15 protein-coding genes, 3 pseudogenes and 1 riboswitch are annotated in these 15,571 nt (G+C 51.7%); of the genes and pseudogenes, 13 read left to right on the forward strand and 5 right to left on the reverse strand.

The genetic code is table 11. The features are described 5' to 3' along the window. The first annotated feature begins 16 nt into the window (after positions 1-16). From uvrB to slrP, 3 genes and pseudogenes are all read left to right on the forward strand, one after another. A complete protein-coding gene (gene uvrB, locus NAZ64_RS14600; RefSeq protein ID WP_000042502.1) occupies positions 17-2,038 on the forward strand; it encodes an excinuclease ABC subunit UvrB in 2,022 nt (673 codons plus the stop codon). Between the two features lie 308 nt (positions 2,039-2,346). Next, a complete protein-coding gene (locus NAZ64_RS14605; RefSeq protein WP_134944911.1) occupies positions 2,347-2,520 on the forward strand; it encodes a hypothetical protein in 174 nt (57 codons plus the stop codon). Positions 2,521-2,527: 7 nt separating this feature from the next. Continuing rightward, positions 2,528-4,809: pseudogene (slrP, locus tag NAZ64_RS14610) on the forward strand (SPI-1 type III secretion system effector E3 ubiquitin transferase SlrP). Between the two features lie 94 nt (positions 4,810-4,903). On the opposite strand, the gene yvcK reads toward slrP, so the two are convergent. Continuing rightward, positions 4,904-5,812, reverse strand: coding sequence for a uridine diphosphate-N-acetylglucosamine-binding protein YvcK (yvcK, locus tag NAZ64_RS14615; RefSeq protein ID WP_001246040.1), 909 nt, complete (start codon positions 5,810-5,812; stop codon positions 4,904-4,906). Positions 5,813-6,076: 264 nt separating this feature from the next. Next, positions 6,077-6,221: riboswitch (molybdenum cofactor riboswitch) on the forward strand. Here yvcK and moaA point away from each other — a divergent pair. The 9 genes and pseudogenes from moaA to NAZ64_RS14660 form a co-directional block, all read left to right on the forward strand. Further along, positions 6,209-7,198, forward strand: coding sequence for a GTP 3',8-cyclase MoaA (moaA, locus tag NAZ64_RS14620; protein WP_000168180.1), 990 nt, complete (start codon positions 6,209-6,211; stop codon positions 7,196-7,198). (Overlaps the previous riboswitch by 13 nt.) A gap of 21 nt (positions 7,199-7,219) precedes the next feature. Then, positions 7,220-7,732 carry a molybdenum cofactor biosynthesis protein B gene (moaB, locus tag NAZ64_RS14625; protein ID WP_000084604.1) on the forward strand — a complete coding sequence of 171 codons (513 nt, stop codon included), beginning with the start codon at positions 7,220-7,222 and terminating at the stop codon, positions 7,730-7,732. Between the two features lie 2 nt (positions 7,733-7,734). Then, positions 7,735-8,220: a cyclic pyranopterin monophosphate synthase MoaC gene (moaC, locus tag NAZ64_RS14630; RefSeq protein ID WP_000080895.1), complete on the forward strand. Its 486-nt coding sequence runs from the start codon at positions 7,735-7,737 to the stop codon at positions 8,218-8,220. Continuing rightward, positions 8,213-8,458 (forward strand): molybdopterin synthase sulfur carrier subunit, encoded by a 246-nt coding sequence (moaD, locus tag NAZ64_RS14635; protein WP_000598599.1) that lies wholly within the window; start codon positions 8,213-8,215, stop codon positions 8,456-8,458. The genes moaC and moaD overlap by 8 nt, the downstream gene beginning before the upstream one ends. 1 nt (position 8,459) lies before the next feature. After that, the gene (gene moaE, locus NAZ64_RS14640; protein WP_220569330.1) at positions 8,460-8,912 is read left to right on the forward strand and encodes a molybdopterin synthase catalytic subunit MoaE; all 453 of its coding nucleotides are present in this window, start codon (positions 8,460-8,462) and stop codon (positions 8,910-8,912) included. A 47-nt stretch (positions 8,913-8,959) separates the two neighbouring features. Continuing rightward, positions 8,960-9,664, forward strand: coding sequence for a Bax inhibitor-1/YccA family protein (locus NAZ64_RS14645; RefSeq protein WP_000373611.1), 705 nt, complete (start codon positions 8,960-8,962; stop codon positions 9,662-9,664). Between the two features lie 145 nt (positions 9,665-9,809). Then, positions 9,810-10,517: a Bax inhibitor-1 family protein gene (locus NAZ64_RS14650; protein WP_076935439.1), complete on the forward strand. Its 708-nt coding sequence runs from the start codon at positions 9,810-9,812 to the stop codon at positions 10,515-10,517. Between the two features lie 22 nt (positions 10,518-10,539). After that, a pseudogene (locus tag NAZ64_RS14655) lies at positions 10,540-10,773 on the forward strand (hypothetical protein); the annotation flags it as partial. Continuing rightward, positions 10,700-10,948: pseudogene (locus NAZ64_RS14660) on the forward strand (hypothetical protein); the annotation flags it as partial. The pseudogenes NAZ64_RS14655 and NAZ64_RS14660, both read left to right, overlap by 74 nt. Positions 10,949-10,950: 2 nt before the next feature. Here the strand turns inward: NAZ64_RS14660 and NAZ64_RS14665 are convergent. The 3 genes from NAZ64_RS14665 to NAZ64_RS14675 are packed head-to-tail and all read right to left on the reverse strand — an operon-like array spanning position 10,951 to position 13,909. Next, positions 10,951-11,913: a lysylphosphatidylglycerol synthase transmembrane domain-containing protein gene (locus NAZ64_RS14665; protein ID WP_220569329.1), complete on the reverse strand. Its 963-nt coding sequence runs from the start codon at positions 11,911-11,913 to the stop codon at positions 10,951-10,953. Further along, positions 11,913-13,154: a cardiolipin synthase ClsB gene (gene clsB, locus NAZ64_RS14670; protein ID WP_000649639.1), complete on the reverse strand. Its 1,242-nt coding sequence runs from the start codon at positions 13,152-13,154 to the stop codon at positions 11,913-11,915. The genes NAZ64_RS14665 and clsB overlap by 1 nt, the downstream gene beginning before the upstream one ends. After that, the gene (locus tag NAZ64_RS14675; RefSeq protein ID WP_000192039.1) at positions 13,151-13,909 is read right to left on the reverse strand and encodes an endonuclease/exonuclease/phosphatase family protein; all 759 of its coding nucleotides are present in this window, start codon (positions 13,907-13,909) and stop codon (positions 13,151-13,153) included. Before NAZ64_RS14675 ends, clsB begins: the two co-directional genes overlap by 4 nt. Before the next feature lie 132 nt (positions 13,910-14,041). On the opposite strand from NAZ64_RS14675, the gene NAZ64_RS14680 reads away from it, so the two are divergent. Beyond that, positions 14,042-14,452 (forward strand): YbhQ family protein, encoded by a 411-nt coding sequence (locus NAZ64_RS14680; RefSeq protein WP_000871970.1) that lies wholly within the window; start codon positions 14,042-14,044, stop codon positions 14,450-14,452. Here NAZ64_RS14680 and NAZ64_RS14685 read toward each other — a convergent pair. After that, complete coding sequence (locus NAZ64_RS14685; protein WP_000469050.1) at positions 14,414-15,520, reverse strand: ABC transporter permease; 1,107 nt, start codon at positions 15,518-15,520, stop codon at positions 14,414-14,416. The two genes, NAZ64_RS14680 and NAZ64_RS14685, sit on opposite strands and share 39 nt — an antisense overlap. Between the last annotated feature and the right edge of the window lie 51 nt (positions 15,521-15,571).

Below are 15,571 nucleotides of genomic sequence, written 5' to 3' on the forward strand. Positions count from 1 at the left end.
CTTCAGGTAGCCGCTCATGAGTAAACCGTTCAAACTGAATTCCGCTTTTAAACCTTCTGGCGATCAGCCGGACGCTATACGTCGTCTGGAAGAGGGGCTGGAGGACGGGCTGGCGCATCAGACGTTATTGGGCGTGACCGGCTCCGGGAAGACATTCACCATTGCCAACGTCATTGCGGACTTGCAGCGGCCAACGATGGTGCTTGCGCCCAATAAAACCCTGGCGGCACAGCTCTACGGCGAAATGAAAGAGTTTTTCCCGGAAAACGCGGTGGAGTATTTCGTCTCCTACTATGACTACTATCAGCCGGAAGCGTATGTGCCAAGTTCGGATACGTTTATCGAAAAAGACGCTTCGGTAAACGAACATATTGAGCAAATGCGGTTGTCGGCAACGAAAGCGTTGCTTGAGCGACGCGATGTCGTGGTGGTGGCTTCCGTGTCCGCGATTTACGGTCTGGGCGATCCGGATCTCTACCTGAAAATGATGCTGCATCTGACGGTGGGAATGCTGATTGACCAGCGCGCGATTTTGCGTCGGCTGGCGGAATTGCAATACACCCGTAACGATCAAGCTTTTCAGCGTGGTACCTTTCGCGTGCGCGGCGAAGTGATCGACATCTTCCCGGCTGAATCTGACGACATCGCGCTACGCGTTGAGCTGTTTGATGAAGAAGTGGAACGCCTGTCGCTATTCGACCCGTTAACCGGGCAGGTAGAGTCAACGGTGCCACGTTATACTATCTATCCCAAAACGCACTACGTGACGCCGCGCGAGCGTATTCTGCAGGCGATGGAAGAGATAAAAGATGAGCTGGCGGACAGGCGTAAAGTCTTGCTGGCAAATAATAAGCTGCTTGAAGAGCAGCGATTAAGCCAGCGCACGCAGTTCGATTTAGAGATGATGAACGAGCTGGGCTACTGCTCAGGCATTGAAAACTATTCCCGCTTTCTGTCGGGCCGCGGGCCGGGCGAACCGCCGCCAACCTTGTTCGATTATCTGCCCGCCGACGGACTGCTGGTGGTGGATGAGTCTCATGTCACCATCCCGCAGATAGGCGGCATGTACCGCGGCGACCGGGCGCGCAAAGAGACGCTGGTCGAGTATGGCTTCCGTCTGCCTTCGGCGCTGGATAACCGTCCGCTGAAGTTTGAGGAGTTTGAAGCCTTAGCGCCGCAAACTATCTATGTTTCCGCCACGCCCGGCAACTATGAGCTGGAAAAATCTGGTGATGAGGTGGTGGATCAGGTCGTGCGACCGACCGGGCTGCTGGACCCGATTATTGAAGTGCGTCCGGTGGCGACCCAGGTGGACGATCTGCTGTCCGAAATTCGTCAGCGTGCGGCCATTAATGAGCGTGTCCTTGTCACTACGCTCACCAAACGGATGGCGGAAGATTTGACCGAATATCTGGAAGAGCACGGCGAGCGCGTGCGTTACCTGCACTCAGATATTGATACCGTGGAGCGCATGGAAATCATCCGCGATTTGCGTCTGGGCGAGTTTGACGTTCTGGTGGGGATTAACCTGCTGCGCGAAGGGCTGGATATGCCGGAAGTCTCGCTGGTGGCGATTCTGGACGCCGATAAAGAGGGCTTCCTGCGCTCCGAGCGCTCCCTGATTCAGACCATAGGACGCGCGGCGCGTAACGTTAACGGTAAAGCGATTCTGTATGGCGATAAAATCACGCCGTCGATGGCGAAGGCGATTGGCGAAACCGAGCGACGTCGCGAGAAGCAGCAGAAGTACAACGAAGAGCACGGTATCACTCCGCAGGGGCTGAACAAAAAAGTGGTCGACATCCTGGCGCTGGGGCAGAACATTGCGAAAACCAAAGCGAAGGGGAAAGGCAAGGGCCGTTCTACGGCAAAAGCCGGAATTGTCGAACTGGATATGACGCCGAAAGCGTTGCAGCAGAAAATTCATGAACTGGAAGGGCAAATGATGCAGCACGCGCAAAATCTGGAGTTTGAAGAAGCCGCGCAAATTCGCGACCAGTTGCACCAGTTACGCGAGTTGTTTATCGCGGCGTCCTGACAATGTGTCGATCGGCAGCGAGTCATCGTTACCATGGCTCGCTTTTGAGAATTTCAGTGCAATAGTAAGGGCTAAGTCAGTCAGGAATGAAAAACAGTGACAGGCTTTGACTAACGGGATTGTCGAAAAACTCAAAACATCAATGGGGTAGCTAGTTTAATCACAACTGAAGAAAATTAGCGTTGAGGCTGAACCCAACGCTAATTTTCCCTCTCTCCTCGGCTATGAAAAAAAACGCCCCGTATTATCGGTATAGCTATCCTTATGATCGTCATTTTAATCTTATGTGAGTTCGTTGAAAGCGTGTCATGGCAACAGATTACATCATTCTACTTAAAAAAGAGGTGATGGAAGCGCGAGCATTTATAAGTCAAGCGCTGCAAATACTGAATAATTTGTCCGAAATAATGACGACTATGGCCTCTTGTTTAAAGTTGAGAATATCCTTATCTGTTACTTTAGGTTACGTTCAGATCAGGTAGGGAAAATATGTTTAATATTACTAATATACAATCTACGGCAAGGCATCAAAGTATTAGCAATGAGGCATCAACAGAGGTGCCTTTAAAAGAAGAGATATGGAATAAAATAAGTGCCTTTTTCTCTTCAGAACATCAGGTTGAAGCACAAAGCTGCATCGCTTATCTTTGTCATCCACCTGAAACCGCCTCGCCAGAAGAGATCAAAAGCAAGTTTGAATGTTTAAGGATGTTAGCTTTCCCGGCGTATGCGGATAATATTCAGTATAGTAGAGGAGGGGCAGACCAATACTGTATTTTGAGTGAAAATAGTCAGGAAATTCTGTCTATAGTTTTTAATACAGAGGGTTATACCGTTGAGGGAGGGGGAAAGTCAGTCACCTATACCCGTGTAACAGAAAGCGAGCAGGCGAGTAGCGCTTCCGGCTCCAAAGATGCTGTGAATTATGAGTTAATCTGGTCTGAGTGGGTAAAAGAGGCGCCAGCGGAAGAGGTAGCAAATCGTGAAGAAGCCGTACAACGGATGCGTGACTGCCTGAAAAATAATAAGACGGAACTCCGTCTGAAAATATTAGGACTTACCACTATACCCGCCTGTATTCCTGAGCAGATAACTACTCTGATACTCGATAACAATGAACTGAAAAGTTTGCCGGAAAATTTACAGGGAAATATAAAGACCCTGTATGCCAGCAGTAATCAGCTAACCAGTATCCCTGCCACGTTACCGGATACCATACAGAAAATAGAGCTGAGCATTAACCGTATTACTGAATTGCCGGAACGTTTGCCTTCAGCGCTTCAATCGCTGGATCTTTTCCATAATAAAATTAGTTCCTTACCTGAAAATCTACCTGAGGAACTTCGGTACCTGAGCGTTTATGATAACCGCATAAGGACACTGCCAGAACATCTTCCGTCAGGGATTACCCATTTGAATGTGCAGAGTAATTCGTTAACCGCTCTGCCTGAAACATTGCCACCGGGCCTGAAGAATCTGGAGGCTGGCGAAAATGCCTTAACCAGTCTGCCCGCATCGTTACCACCAGAATTACAGTTCCTGGATGTAAGTAAAAATCAGATTACTGTTCTGCCTGAAACACTACCTCCCACGATAACAACGCTGGACGTTTCCCGTAACGCATTGAGTAATCTACCGGAAAACCTCCCAGCAGCATTACAAATAATGCAGGCCTCTCGCAATCACCTGGTCCGTCTCCCGGAGTCGTTACCCCATTTTCGTGGTGAAGGACCTCAACCTACAAGAATAATCGTAGAACATAATCCTTTTTCAGAACGAACAATACAGAATATGCAGCGGCTAATGTCCTCTGCGGGTTATCAGGGACCCCAGGTATTTTTTGCCATGGGCGGCTTTTCAATTGTTCGGGTAACTCGACCACTGCATCAAGCTGTCCAGGGGTGGCTAACCAATCTCGAGGAGGAAGACGTCAACCAATGGCGGGCGTTTGAGACGGAAGTAAACGCGGCAGCCTTCAGCATGTTTCTGGATCGTCTTAGCGATACGCAGAACACCCGACATTCGGATTTTAAGGCACAAGTCTCCGCCTGGCTGATGATAGCACACTAAGAGAAGCCGCATTTACTATAGCGATGGATGCAACGATAAGCTGTGAAGATCGGGTCACACTGGCATACCACCAAATGCAGGAAGCGACGTTGGTTCATGATGCTGAAAGAGGCGCCTTTGATAGCCACTTAGCGGAACTGATTATGGCGGGGCGTGAGATTTTTCGGCTGGCGCAAATAGAATCGCTCGCGAGAGAAAAGGTAAAACGGCTGTTTTTTATTGACGAAATCGAAGTATATCTGGGTTTTCAGAATCAGTTACGAGAGTCGCTGTCGCTGACAACAATGACCCAGGATATGCGCTTTTATAACGTTTCGGGTATTACTGAGTCTGACCTTGACGAGGCGGAAATAACGATAAAAATTGCTGAAAATAGGGATTTTCACAAATGGTTTGCGTTGTGGGGGCCGTGGCATAAAGTGCTGGAGCGTATAGCGCCAGAAGAGTGGCGTGAAATGATGGCTAAAAGGGCTGAGTGTATTGAAACGGATGAGTATCAGAGCCGGGTCAATGCTGAACTGGAAGCTTTAAGAATAGCAGCCGACTCTGACGCAGAGCGTGCTATTGAGGTACAGATGGATGCAGAGCGTGCTATTGGGAGAAAAATAATGGAAGAAATTAATCAGTCACTCTTTACTGAGCTCATGGAGAATATATTGCTGGAAAAAGAGGTGAGCTCGCTCATGGGCGCCTACTGGTGATAGCTGAACGCAGTTTATCAGAAGGGGGAGAGAGCCTGTTTACCCTGCGGTGTAAACAGGCTTCTGATAAGCGCAGTGTCGTCGGTAAACGGGCTTAACCCAACGCCTGTAGCGCTTTTTCCAGCGCATTGTGTAGTAACTGACGATCGTGGCGATAGGGGATATCGCTGGCCTCCAGCACTTCCTGAATCACCACCCGATCGTTCACCGCACTGACGTCAACTTGCGGTCCAACCACCACTGCGTCAATGACTTTTTTGCCAATATATTGCTCCATCATCGCCAGCTTATCGACCAGCGTTAAACTGGCGGCGGGCAGACTCAGTTCGCGGCCCAGATTGCCGATATACACCATTGGCGCCGGGGTGCGCCGCAGCGCCTGTGCCAGTTCATCCAGCAGCAGGCCAGGCATCAGGCTGGTATAAAAACTGCCAGGGCCAATCAGAATCAGATCCGCGTCATTAATGGCCTGTACCGCTTCCCGCGTCGCCGGAACGTTCGGCGTTAACATGATCTCCTGCGGCGGCGTCGCTAACTGATCGATATTCACCTCGCCGTAAATCTCATGCCCCTGTTCGTCAATCGCCATCAGATCTACCGGTAGCTCCGACATCGGGATCAGCTGCGCGTCCACTTTAAGCAGATTACGAATTAAATTAATCGCTTCCAGAGGCCGCACGCTCAGGTGATCTAACGCCTTTAACATCAAATTTCCGAGGTTATGACCAGAAAGTTCGCCATTACCGCCAAAACGATACTCAAACATAGCGGATGCGACGCTGGGTTCGGTAATTAACTGATTCAGACAGTTGCGCATATCGCCCCAGGCGATTCCGCCTTCCGAGCGGCGAATACGGCCAGTTGACCCCCCGTTATCTGTGGTAGTCACAATGCCGGTCAGGCGCGAACCTAAAGAAGAAAGCGAGGAGAGGACGCGTCCTAATCCATGCCCTCCGCCGAGGGCAACGACACGATCAAGGTCAGCCAGCGTACGATTGCGCATAAAAATTCCTGAAGTCAAATAAGCAGCGCTACAGTAGCGCAAGTCGCGGGTTTTCAGCAATTAGCCGACCGGCTAAAAGACAATTAATTATTCCCGACTACCCCTTTATAGCGAGGGCGTTACCACGGCTAAATGATATATATCAATGTAAAAGTGTGATTTTCACGTATTCTGTCGCTAAATAGCACGATCATATCGCTATGTATATGTTTATATAGCGAAAGCGTGATGGCGAAATTGTCATTTACACGCTAGTATCGGCGTAACCACAGTAAACACTCTAGCCTCTGCACCTGGGTCATTTTTGATACGGTGCTTTGGCCGTGACAACGTTTAACGTTTGCCACCAGGGCGCAGGAAGAAATGACTCCGCCTCCCGTATTTGGAAAGGTGTACATGGCTTCACAACTTACCGATGCTTTCGCGCGTAAGTTTTACTACTTGCGTTTGTCGATTACCGATGTGTGTAACTTTCGTTGCACCTACTGCCTGCCGGATGGCTACAAACCTGGCGGCGTCACTAACAACGGTTTCCTTACCGTCGATGAAATTCGTCGCGTTACGCGCGCTTTTGCCAGTCTTGGCACGGAGAAGGTGCGTCTTACCGGCGGCGAGCCTTCATTACGCCGCGATTTTACCGACATCATTGCCGCCGTGGGTGAAAATGATGCTATTCGCCAGATCGCGGTGACCACTAACGGTTATCGACTGGCGCGCGATGCCGCGAACTGGCGCGAAGCGGGGCTGACGGGCGTCAATGTTAGCGTGGATAGTCTGGATGCGCGTCAGTTCCATGCGATTACCGGTCAGGACAAATTCCGCCAGGTGATGGCGGGCATCGATGCCGCCTTTGACGCCGGTTTCGAAAAGGTGAAAGTCAACACCGTGCTGATGCGCGACGTGAATCACCATCAGTTGGATACCTTCCTTGCCTGGATTCAGCCTCGCCCCATTCAGCTACGCTTCATTGAACTTATGGAGACGGGCGAGGGGAGCGATCTCTTCCGCAAACATCATATTTCGGGTCAGGTATTACGCGACGAGCTGATTAAGCGCGGTTGGATCCACCAGCTCCGCCAGCGTAGCGATGGCCCGGCGCAGGTTTTTTGTCACCCCGATTACGCCGGTGAGATCGGCCTCATTATGCCGTATGAAAAAGATTTCTGCGCCACCTGTAATCGCCTGCGTGTTTCGTCTGTCGGTAAGCTGCATTTATGTCTGTTTGGCGACGGCGGCGTGAGTTTACGCGACCTGTTACAGGATGACGCGCAGCAATACGCGCTTGAGGAACGTATTTCCGACGCGTTGCGGGAGAAAAAGCAGACCCATTTCCTTCACCAGAGCAATACTGGTATTACGCAAAATTTATCTTACATTGGCGGTTAATCCTTAATAAGGAGATTTCAGATGAGTCAGGTCAGCGCTGAATTTATCCCGACCCGCATCGCTATTCTTACTGTTTCCAGCCGACGCGGCGAAGAAGACGACACCTCCGGTCATTATCTGCGTGATTCGGCGCAGGAGGCCGGGCATGAAGTGGTGGCGAAAGCCATCGTTAAAGAGAACCGTTACGCGATTCGCGCCCAGGTTTCCGCCTGGATCGCCAGTGATGAGGTGCAGGTCGTATTGATAACTGGCGGGACCGGTTTGACCGAAGGCGATCAGGCGCCGGAAGCGCTGTTGCCGCTGTTCGATCGTGAAGTGGAAGGATTTGGCGAAGTGTTTCGCATGCTCTCGTTTGAAGAGATCGGCACCGCAACTCTGCAGTCGCGCGCGGTAGCTGGCGTGGCGAATAACACCTTGATTTTCGCCATGCCGGGCTCCACAAAAGCGTGCAGAACCGCATGGGAGAATATCATTGCGCCGCAGTTGGATGCCCGTACACGCCCATGTAATTTTCACCCTCATTTAAAGAAATAACGATGTCGCAATTAACCCATATAAACGCCGCAGGCGAAGCGCACATGGTGGACGTTTCCGCGAAAGCGGAAACCGTTCGTGAAGCGCGGGCGGAAGCATTCGTTACCATGCGTAGTGAAACGCTGGCGATGATTGTTGATGGCAAACACCACAAGGGCGATGTTTTCGCGACCGCCCGTATTGCCGGTATTCAGGCCGCCAAACGCACCTGGGAGCTGATCCCGCTGTGCCACCCGCTACTGCTAAGTAAAGTGGAGATTCAGCTTCAGGCCGAGCCGGAGCATAACCGCGTGCGTATTGAGTCTCTGTGCCGTCTGACCGGTAAAACCGGCGTCGAAATGGAAGCATTAACCGCGGCGTCCGTCGCGGCGTTAACCATCTACGACATGTGCAAAGCGGTACAAAAAGATATGGTAATTGGTCCGGTGCGCCTGCTGGCGAAAAGCGGCGGCAAATCGGGGGATTTTAAGGTGGATACGCATGATTAAGGTGCTTTTCTTCGCCCAGGTTCGCGAGCTTACAGGAACTGATGCGCTGGAGCTTCCAGCAGATTTTTCCACCGTTGAGTCGCTGCGACAGCATCTGGCGACAAAGAGCGATCGCTGGGCGCTGGCGCTGGAAGACGGCAAGCTGTTGGCGGCGGTCAACCAGACGCTGGTAAGTTTTGACCATCCGCTGACGGCGGGCGATGAAGTGGCGTTTTTCCCGCCAGTCACGGGGGGCTAACATGCGTGAAACGCGAATTGTAGTCGGCCCTGCGCCGTTTAGCGTCGGGGAGGAATATTCCTGGCTGGCGGCGCGCGACGAAGACGGCGCGGTCGTCACCTTTACTGGAAAAGTGCGCAATCATAACCTGGGCGATAGCGTTAAGGCGCTGACGCTGGAGCATTATCCCGGCATGACTGAGAAAGCTCTGGCGGAGATCGTCGCGAAGGCGCGTTCCCGCTGGCCGCTGGGACGGGTCACGGTGATTCATCGCGTTGGCGAATTATGGCCGGGCGATGAGATTGTGTTTGTCGGCGTCACCAGCGCGCACCGCAGTAGCGCGTTCGACGCCGGTCAGTTCATTATGGATTATCTGAAAACCTGTGCGCCGTTCTGGAAGCGTGAAGCCACGCCGGAAGGCGATCGCTGGGTCGAAGCGCGCGACAGCGACCAGCAGTTGGCGAAACGTTGGTAGCAGAATGTGATACGCTTTAGGGTATCATTTCCACACAGGAGTTCATCATGGACAGATTTCCACGATCTGATTCAATAGTGCAGGCGCGATCCGGCCTGCAGACCTATATGGCGCAAGTGTATGGCTGGATGACGGTCGGACTGTTACTGACCGCGTTTATCGCGTGGTATGCGGCTAATACGCCAGCCGTCATGATGTTTGTCTTTTCCAGTAAGATCACTTTCTTTGGCTTAATTATTGCCCAGCTTGCGCTGGTGTTTGTTCTGTCGGGACTGGTGCATAAACTTAGCGCCGGAATGGCGACGACGCTGTTTATGCTCTATTCGGCGCTAACCGGATTGACGTTATCCAGTATTTTTATCGTTTACACCTACTCCTCTATCGCCAGCACGTTTGTGGTGACGGGGGGAATGTTTGGCGCCATGAGCCTGTACGGGTACACCACTAAACGCGATCTTAGCGGTTTCGGCAATATGCTGTTTATGGCGCTTATTGGTATCGTTCTGGCCTCGCTGGTCAATTTCTGGCTGAAGAGTGAAGCGCTGATGTGGGCGGTAACCTATATCGGGGTGGTGGTGTTTGTCGGTCTGACGGCCTATGACACGCAGAAACTGAAGAATATCGGCGAGCAAATAGATACCCGCGATAGCGCTAATCTGCGTAAATATTCGATTCTCGGCGCGTTAACGCTGTACCTGGACTTTATCAACCTGTTCCTGATGTTACTGCGTATTTTTGGCAATCGCCGCTAATTATAGCGATCTCTTAAAATCCTGGCCCTGCGCCAGGATTTTTTTAGGAATATATTTAGGGCGAAACAGCATTAATATCTTAGAAATGTTTTCCTGCGCTTGCCATTCTTATCACCGTGATCATGTGAAGAGTGATAAATGACAAGTGGGCCCTCTGGCTGCAATACGTATACGGCAAATAGCATTTATTCCCGCGACAATGTTATCCCTTACCTATTGGTATACTGCGTTGGGACTATGGTGTACCGCCGGCATTATATGGTTAACGTTGTATACTCATTTTTTGATAACCCACGTTCAACCTGTTGTTGTTTTGTGGGTATCAGCACTTTTGCTTGGCCTGGGGTATGGGGCCGTTACCTGTCTTTCCCGCTTTGGCACTGTTGCCGTAACGTTGATATATATTGCCATCATTACGCTTACCGGCGTGTCATTAGCTTACCTTTTCTCAGGTGGCGCGACCATTTTCGTGATTGTTGGAATCATGTTTAGTCTTAATGCTTTATTTATTTTCTACCTGAATATCAGTTCTGGTCTATTCAGGCCGTTAATTTTTATGGCGGTAAGCGGGATCATCGCTGCGATAGTTGTCAATAGCCTGGTGGCCAGTAGCACTCTGGTCTGGATAGTCAGTGTGCTGACGGTATTGGTGTGGACATTGATTACAGCACTAGAAAAATCGACACTTCACGGTTATGCCCGCATGTTATACCACGGTGAGTTTTCATCGCTGCCTCGTTGCGCTTTACTTGGCGCGCTGACGCTTTACCTTGGCATTATTAATGCTGTGGTTACGCTGTGTCGTTATATCATTTTGATGATTGTGGAAATACTATTATTTTTCAGGCCGTAGGCGTTGCAGGTTTTTATTCAGGTTGGTGATGATGGGTATAATGATTAAATTATGTGGCAAACAATTTTGGTTAGCGTTTTGTGAAGCTAAAGACGTCACTCGCGCCATTAAAAATGGCGGCGAGGATTTTAATAAGAAATGCCCGCCAGCGCTGATTTCTCATTTTATTAACGGATTGTCATGGGAATATGATCGGGGTCATTATTTACCGCTATGCGCTATTGCTGGCCATTATTTCCGTTACGTTGGCAGCGTTCTGTACCCTGTCATCAGTATTCATGGGCGAGTTTCACGAAGTGCTCCTGCTGCTGTTTAGCTGGTCATTGCTGCTTTTTTCCCGCTTACAGATGAATACGTCTTTTTTCTCAGCATATGTTTATTTTTACCGGATAAAACGCGTTGTGCTGGAAAGCGAAAACGCGTCTGCTTAAATTTATTTCGCCATCGCCCGCTCGTTTTTCGCCCGCAGCTTCTTCGCCCGGCTTTCCAGGATCAGGTAGCACACCAGCGCCAGCAACAGGGGAATAAAATAGTAAAGCACGCGGTACGCGAGCAGGGCGGCGATAATCGTGCCTTGCGACGTATGTTCGCCCGCCAGCAACGCGATGAATACGGCCTCCAGCACGCCGATGCCTGCCGGAATATGCACGATGACGCCCGCGATACTGCTCACCAGCAGTACGCCCAGCACAAAGAAATAGTTCACATCCTGACCCATCAGCAGCCAGATGATGGCGCCCATCGCCATCCAGTTCGCGCTGGAGATCGCCATCTGCGCCAGCGCGAATTTCCATGACGGCAGCACCAGTTTCTGCCCTTTAATCGTCATATGCCGCCGCTTCGCAAAGGCGCAAAACCACAGATAGACCGCGATAATCAACAATAAAACGATACCGAGAATACGTAGCGTGCCTTCATCGATATACCAGTGGTCGGGAAGCTGGACAACACCGAAGGTAAAAATGATGCCGCCAAGCAGAATATAGCCCAGCCAGTTAGTGGTAATGCTGAGTGAGAAAATGCGCGTGATAGTACTGCCGGGCAACCCGAGGCGAGAGTATAGTCGGTAACGCATCCCGATCCCGCCGACCCAGGTGCTGAGCGTCAGGTTAAAGGCATAGCAGACGAACGATACCAACATCACCTGTCGCTTCGCCAGCTTATGGCCGCAATAAAGCCGTCCAAGCAGGTCGTAGCAGCCGTACAGAAGATAGCTAACGATCACCAGTCCTACAGCGCTTAAAAGCGCCGTGCGGTTATAGTCGCGGATGACGATCCAGACATCGCCCCAGTCGACCTTTTTAGCATAAACCACCAGCAGAACGACGACCGCAATAAAAAACAGCCAGGTCAGCACTTTTTTAGCCAGCCGCCAGCGCGGATGCGATTTAGCCATTAGGGCTTCACTCCTGTATTTTCTGGATCAACGCGATCCTGGGTTTCCATTTCTGGCTGGGCAGGCGGGGGAACCTGCGCCAGATGCGGGGTATGCGCAGGTAGCCAGCCGACCAGCGCCGGGAAATGACGTAAAAAGTGGAACGCCAGCACGCTTTTGGTCAGGTTCCACCAGGTGCGTTTCGGCAGCATAGACTCATCGACCTGCTTACAATCGTTCACGATGATGCCTTGTAAATTATCGCGCAGGGTCTGGTTAAAAGTACGATCGTGAATGATCAGGTTAGCTTCAAGGTTAAGCGACAGGCTGAGCGGATCGAGATTACTCGACCCTACCGTGGCCCAGTGATCGTCCATCAGCGCCACTTTGCCATGCAGCGGACGGCGTCGGTATTCATAAACCTGCACGCCGCCCTTCACCAGATAGTTATAGAGCAACCGCGCGCCGACTTTGACTATCGGCATGTCTGGTTCCCCCTGGACAATCAGTTTTACGCTCACGCCACGGCGGGCGGCTTTACGCATTGCGTGGAGCAAGCGATAGCCGGGGAAAAAATAGGCGTTAGCGATAATCACTTCACGCTTTGCCTGGGTCAGCATTTTCAGATAATGACGTTCGATATCGTCGCGGTGCTCTTCGTTATCCCGCCAGACAAACAGCGCCTGCGCTTCGCCGGGGTGGCGGTTTTCTTCAGCCTGGTGATGGCGCTTCCACCAGCGGCGCGCGGGGCTTTGCCCCGGCAGATTCTCGACTTCGAATTGCAGGATATCGGCCACAACAGGCCCTTCGACCCGTACCGCGTAGTCTTGTTTCGCCTGCGGGCCGTAATCCGACATATGTTCGGCGGAGTAGTTAATGCCGCCGACAAAGGCAATACGATCATCAATTACCACAATTTTGCGGTGCATTCGGCGGAAGATATTGGTTCGCAACCCCAGTAGACGCGGGCGGGGGTCGTAATAGCGGAAAATCACGCCCGCCGAGGTTAATTCGCCGACAAACGCGTCGCTGAGATCGGGAGAGCCGTAGCCGTCGAGTAATACTTCGGCTTTTACGCCGCGCTGTGCGGCTTTTAGCAGAGCGGCATGGAGTTTTTTACCCACCTCATCTTCAAACAAGATAAAGGTTTCCAGAATGATTTTTTGCTGTGCCTGAGCGATAGCCTCAAACACGGCAGGATAGAACTGGTCGCCGTTTTCCAGTAGCTGAATTTGATTACCTTCACGCCAGCCGCATTTCATAGATGGATCTCCGCGCTAAGGGGGGCATGGTCTGATAAATGTCGCCAGTTCCGCAGCGGTAGCGCCGTAGGAGAACTGGCGTTCGCATTCTTGACGTAAATACGATCGAGTCGCAGCAGCGGCATACTCACCGGGAATGTGCGCGCTGGTCGGCCATGGGCACGGGTGAATATCTCCTCCAGCCCGGCTGCGTTTAATGGCGGGCCGGCCTTTTGCCGCCAGTCATTAAAGTCTCCGGCCACCAGCACCGGTTCTGATTCCGGCAAGGCATTCACCCATCCCGCCAGCATGGTTAACTGTGCCTGGCGATGGCTCTCCCGCAGGCCGAGATGTACGCACATGACGTGGATAGGGCGGTTGAGCATGGGCGGCGTAATGCGGCAATAGAGCACGCCGCGTTTTTCGCTACCGCCGACCGAGACGTCGCGATTTTCATAATGTTCAATGGGATAGCGAGATAGAACCGCGTTACCGTGGTGGCCTTCCGGATAGACCGCATTGCGGCCATAGGCGAAATCGCTCCACATGGTGTCGGCCAAAAATTCATAGTGGGTAGTGTCCGGCCAGTTTTCGATATGCAGCGGATGTACTTCATGCGCGCCCATCACTTCTTGCAGACAGACGATATCGGCGCCGACCGTTCTGACGGCGTCGCGCAGCTCCGGCAGGATGAAGCGTTTATTAAAGGCGGTAAAACCTTTGTGCGTATTAATTGTGAGCACTTTGAATGAAAAATTTCGCGTGTGTTGAGTCATTTTCTTCCTGTCCGCGTCACTATCCTGATTGAAATAGTGTAGTCGTCGTCACAAAAAGATGCGGTCTTACGGAATTTTCCGTAAAGTTCGGTACTCTGAATAATGAGAGAAAAATGCTTCAGGAGAAAAGCCATGAAGTGGCAACAACGCGTTCGTGTCGCAACCGGCCTCGGTTGTTGGCAGATTATGTTGCATTTACTGGTAGTGGCGATGCTGGTAATAGGCTGGATGAGCGGCACATTAGTGCGCGTCGGCCTGGGATTATGCGTGCTTTATGGCGTGACGGTACTGCTGATGCTGGCGTTGCAGCGCCATCATGAGCAACGCTGGCGCGATGTGGCGGATGTGCTGGAAGAGCTGACTACCACCTGGTACTTCGGCACCGCGCTGATTGTCCTCTGGCTGCTATCCCGCGTATTGCAAAACAATGTCTTACTGGCTCTGGCGGGGCTGGCTATCCTGGCCGGGCCCGCCGTGGTCTCGCTACTGGCGAAAGATAAAAAGCTACATCACTTTGCGTCTAAACATCGCATACGCCGCTGAACCCGTGGTGGCCGCTATCACCAGTAGCGGCCACAAACTTCCCCAGACAATTCCCAGACTCGCATCCTTAAGATAAATTTGCTTAGTAATATCAGTAAAGTGGCGGATAGGATTTATCCACGTCAGGTTTTGCAGCCAGACCGGCATATTTTCCACCGGCGAGACATACCCCGAGAGCAAAATCGCCGGCATCATAAAGACAAAGACGCCGATAAACGCCTGCTGTTGCGTGGCGCAAAGCGATGATATCAGCAAGCCAAAGCCTACCAGCGACAGCCCGTAAATCACCATCGTGAAATAAAATAGCGCTAACGAACCGGCGAAGGGAATTTGGTATGCCCAAATGCCGATAGCTAGCACGATCGTGGCCTGGAAGGTTGCGACAATCAGCGCTGGCACCGCTTTACCAACGAAAATCTGCCAGGTGGTGAGCGGAGAGACCAGCAGCTGATCCAGAGTGCCTTGTTCACGCTCGCGGGCGACGGACAGCGAAGTGACGATCATCACGCCAATAGTGGTGATCATGGCGATCAGCGAGGGCACCACAAACCACTTGTAGTCCAGATTCGGGTTATACCAGTTGCGTACCACCAGTTCGCTATTGTTGGGCTTTGGCTTGCCGTCCATCAATGTCTGCTGATACTCCTTGACGATCTGTTGCAGATAATTGGCGGCGATTTGCGCGCTGTTGGAGTTACGTCCATCAAGAATGAGTTGCATCGGCGCAGGCTGGAAGGTATCCAGATTTCGCGAGAAATCCGCCGGGAAGCGCACCAGCAGCAGCGCTTTTTGCGTATCGATAGTCGGCTGGATCTCCTGCGGACTGTTCAGCAATAGCACATGGGTAAACGCTTTCGCGCGGGCAAAGCGCTGGGTAAGTTCTACCGAATGTTTGCCGTTATCTTCGTTATAGATGGCGATAGTCGCGTTAGTGACTTCAAGCGTTGCGGCGAACGGAAACAGGATGACCTGAATCAGCACCGGCAGAATCAGGATCGCGCGCGTTTGTGGTTCGCGTAAAAGCGATTGCAGTTCTTTGCGAATTAACGTCCATAAGCGATGAAACATAGAACCTTCCTCATGTCGGGTGGCGCTACGCTAACCCGACCTACATGGCCC

The organism is Salmonella sp. A1325, from assembly GCF_056991255.1.